This is a genomic window from Promicromonospora kroppenstedtii DSM 19349, assembly GCF_000515355.1.
In the GTDB taxonomy this organism is placed as follows: domain Bacteria; phylum Actinomycetota; class Actinomycetes; order Actinomycetales; family Cellulomonadaceae; genus Promicromonospora; species Promicromonospora kroppenstedtii.
On sequence record NZ_KI911621.1, the window covers coordinates 1,147 to 5,251 of the forward strand.

General features: G+C 74.1%; 2 protein-coding genes. Both read right to left on the reverse strand.

The window, feature by feature from the left end; genetic code table 11:
• Positions 1–3,223: S8 family serine peptidase (locus tag PROKR_RS30525; protein WP_084800250.1), on the reverse strand; the 3,223-nt coding region annotated here is incomplete at its 3' end.
• Positions 3,224–3,487: 264 nt separating this feature from the next.
• A partial coding sequence (locus PROKR_RS05095) for a hypothetical protein (RefSeq protein WP_036960177.1) occupies positions 3,488–4,105 on the reverse strand: 618 nt, incomplete at its 5' end.

The window sequence follows — 4,105 nt, forward strand, 5'->3', positions numbered from 1 at the left end:
ACCACCACAGGCGCACGTCCTCGACCGACGTCGGGTCGTAGGCGTGCTCCTGGTGAGCGGCGGTGACCCGCACCCGGGTGGTCCGGGGCGCCGAGCCGGACGGGTCGAGCCCGCGCACGTCCCACGCGGTGTCCAGCAGCGGCGGGCGGGCGGCGGCGTCGACGTCGGACCGCGCGTGGAACGTCCACTCGCCGGTCACGCCGGTCGCGAGCCGGTAGGCGGGGTCGTCCGGTGTGCTCTCCAGCAGCATCCGGTAGTCCGCCCCGCCCTCCGGCACGGTCGGGAACGAGTAGGGCTCCGGGACGTCGTCAACCAGCTCGCCGTCCTGCCACACCCGCAGGCGCAGCGCGACGTCGGAACCCCACAGCACGCCGCCGTCGTCGTCGGCCCGGTCGGTGGGCGCCAGCGAGAGGCGGTCCTCCCAGTGCTCCACGGGCGTGATGTCCGAGACCGCGGGTGCGAGCACACCCGCAGCGAGCCCCTGCCGGACGCGCCCCGGCTCGCTCCAGACGTGCGTCTCGGCCTCGGCGAGCACCACGCCCACGCCGTCCTCCTGGATCTCGGACCGGAGGTACCACCGGCCCGGCAGCGCCGTCAGGTACTCGGTGCGCCGCGTGCCCACGGGGACCGCCTCCGTGAGGCCGCCGGCGATGATGGTGCCCGGCTCCCAGTACATGCGCTCGGCCAGGTGCGTGTCGCCGACCGAGGCGCCGTAGGTGGTGTCGACCGCGACCGTCGTGCGGCGGTCGCCCCGCAGCGCCGGCACTTCGACGCCCTCGCTGTGGTGCGCGAGGTCGTAGCGGTAGGGGGCCGCCTCGTCCCCCGTGGTGGGCGGCAGCAGCGTGGCCTGGACGATGGTGTCGTAGTCGCCGTGGGTCGCCGCCGGCACGGGGGTGAGCGCGAGGTCCGTCTCCGGCCCGTACTTCACGTTGATGCTGGCGGTGACCCACTCCAGCGAGTCCTCGGTCTCCAGCGAGAGGCCCAGGCTCGCCAGGTCGGCCGGCCGCTGCGTCGAGGTGGTGACCTCCTGCGCCGTGGTCCCGTCGAGCAGCACCTCGGCGTCGGCGGTGGCGTCGACCTCCCCGCTGCCCAGGAACAGGGCGTCGGTGACCGCGCCGTCGTCGTCGAGGGTCTCGATGAACGCCACGGGACTGTAGATGCCCGGGATGACACGCGCCCTGGCGACGCCGTCCTTGAAGAAGAGATTGGTGGCGTAGGGCTCGCCGGTGTCCGCGTCCAGGCGGATCGCGGCACCCCAGGTGTCGGCGCTGACGGGCTCGCCGTCGCGGTCGACGGCACGAACGGTCAGGTCCACGTACTCGCGCTCCTTGGCCCAGCCGACGGGTGTGCGCACCTCAGCGCCGTCCGGCCCGGTGGCCACGACGTTGCCGCCGATCGCGCCGAGCTCGCCGGGGCCGTCGGTCGTGGTCACGTCGACCTCGACGGTCCCGCCCGCCGGGACGACGACGGAGTCGGCCGACAGCGTGAGCGCACCGGGCAGGGCGCTGCCGGAGACATCGGTGACGTCGGCCGTCAGGGTGAGCGTGACGTCGTCGGCACCCGCGTTCGAGTACGTCAGGGTGCCGGACGACGACTCGCCGTCGTGCGGCCAGGCGAACGTGCCCATCGACAGGGATGCCGGGGTCGCGGTGACCTCCTGCGCGAGGGCGCCGGGGATGGTGATGCGGCCCGCGCCCTCGGACCAGACGTCCACGCCCGTGGGCTCGGCCGAGGCCATCAGCGTGGCCTTGAGGGCCTGGCCGTCCAGGTCGGGCCGGGCCTGCTTGAGCACCGCGGCCGCGCCCGCGACGTGCGGGGTGGCCATGGAGGTGCCGCTCAGCGCGGTGTACAGGTCGTCGACCGGGTCGCCCGCGGTGGTACCCGCAGCCCGCGCGGCGACGATCCCGTCGCCGGGCGCCACCACGTCCGGCTTGAGCATCCCCGGCTCGACGCCGCCGCGGCTGGAGTACCAGGTGACGGCGTCGTCGTCGTCCACGGCGCCCACCGTGAGGGCGGACGCCGCGATGCCCGGCGAGCCCACGGTGCCGTTCCCGAGGTCACCATCGTTGCCCGCGGCCACGACGAAGAGCGTGCCGAACTGGGCGGACAGCTCGTCCACCGCGACGGCGTCGGGCGAGGGGACGTCGAAGAACAGGCTGCCCAGGGACAGGTTCACCACGTCGGCGCCCTCCGTGGCCGCCCACTCCATGCCCTCGATGACGCCGGACAGCTCGCCGAAGCCGTCGTCGTCCAGCACCTTGCCGACCAGCAGGTCGGCGTCCGGGGCCACGCCCTGGTTCACGCCGTCGGACGCATCGCCCGACCCGGCCAGGATCGAGGCGACGTGCGTGCCGTGGCCGGCGCCGTCGGTCGCCTCGCCCTTGCCGGTGAAGTCCCGCTCGCCGACGACGACCTCGTCGAGGTCGGGGTGGGTCGCGTCGATGCCCGAGTCGAGCACCGCGACCGTCACGCCCGCACCCGTGTAGCCGGCCTCCCAGGCCTCCGGGGCGCCGATCTGCGGCATCGAGCCGGCGTCCGAGGCCCGGACGGGCTGGTCCAGCCAGACGTAGCCGACGGCGTCGGGCTCCGGGGCCTTCCGGGCCTGCTTGCCCGCGGCCTCGACCGGGGCGAGGGCGTCGAGGAGCTTCTCGGCGCGGCCCCTGGGAAGGACGTCGGCGACTGCGCCCAGGGACTCGAGGTCGCGGTCGGGGGTGATGCCCGACGTCGTCCAGTCCTGCTCGAGAGGGGTTGCGGAGCGGGCGGCGTCGTTCTTCGTGCCGGTGTCCTTGGTGCCGGCGGCTGCGGCCGCCGTCTGGACGATCACGGGGAGCGTGTCGCGCGAGGCGTCGTCGTAGCCGGCCTCGACCAGGCCGGTCACGTCGAACAGCGCGCGGTCCAGGCGGCCGGGTACGAGCCGCGCCACGTCGCGCGGGACCACGTAGAGGTGGTCTCCCTCCCGCTGCTGGAAGAACGCCATGTGCTCCCGGCCAGGGCCGGGCCGCACGGTCACCGTCCCCGGGTCCGGCGTGCCGTCGGCCGTGGTCTCCAGGGAGACGACGTCGCCCGTCAGCAGCGTCACGCTCACGGTGCGGCCCGGGGCGGTGGGGCGTTGCCGGGTGTCCTGTGGTGCCGGTGCTTCCTGCGGTACGGACGCGGTGGCCCACGTCCCCCCACCCAGCGCGATCGCCAGAGCGACCGCCGCTGCACTTGCTCTCTTGCGCATCGGGTTCTCCCGTCCGAGTCGAGCACGCCGCCTGTGCGGCGCCACGTCTCCCAGACGCACGTAGACCTTCGCGGGGTTGCGTGACCTGGGAAAATACTCGGAACGGACTTCTCCGACGGACGGATTCGGGGGCGTCCCCTTCGAGGCCTTCGAGGGCGGGGTTCCTTCGCTCTGAGTCACGTCAAAGCGAAGAAACCCGGGCCTCGAAGCGAAGGCGCCTGGGCGGAGGCGCGGGCCGGGGCTCACCCGGTGCCCGCTCAGCCCTCAGGAGATCCGGCGTCGTTCGGCGAACGCCACGATCTGGGGTACGGCGCGCTCGACGAACACCTCGAAGTCGCGCGGCTCGGTGTACAGGTGCGCAGACAGGCGCAGGTAGCCGACGCCACCGATACTCGTGAAGGCCGCCTCCACACCGGCCAGGTCGAGCAGGCGCATACGCAGCTCGTCCGCGTCCGTCCGGTCCCGCCCGAGCCCGTCCGGCAGCCGGAGCAGCCGCATCGACACCACGGGCATGCCGACGTCGGTGGCCACCGGGGCGTCCACGTAGGGCTGCAGGGCCGCGCCGATGACGGCGACGCCGTGGTCGGCGAGCGCCGCCATCGTCGCGCGGGCCCGGTCCCAGCCGTGCTCCCGCTCGACGAACTCGATCGCGCGGGGTGAGGCGATGTAGCTGGTGGCGTCCAGGGTGCCCTGCGAGTCGAACCGCGCCGGGTACGGCTCCTCGGCGCCCCACGAGTCGATGAGCGGCCACAGGTCGTCCCGGTCGGCCGCGCGGGTCACGAGCACGGCCGACCCACGGGGCGCGCAGGGCCACTTGTGCAGGTTGCCGAACCACCAGTCGCCGCCCGCGACGGCCGCGGCGTCAGCCACGAGGCCCGGGGC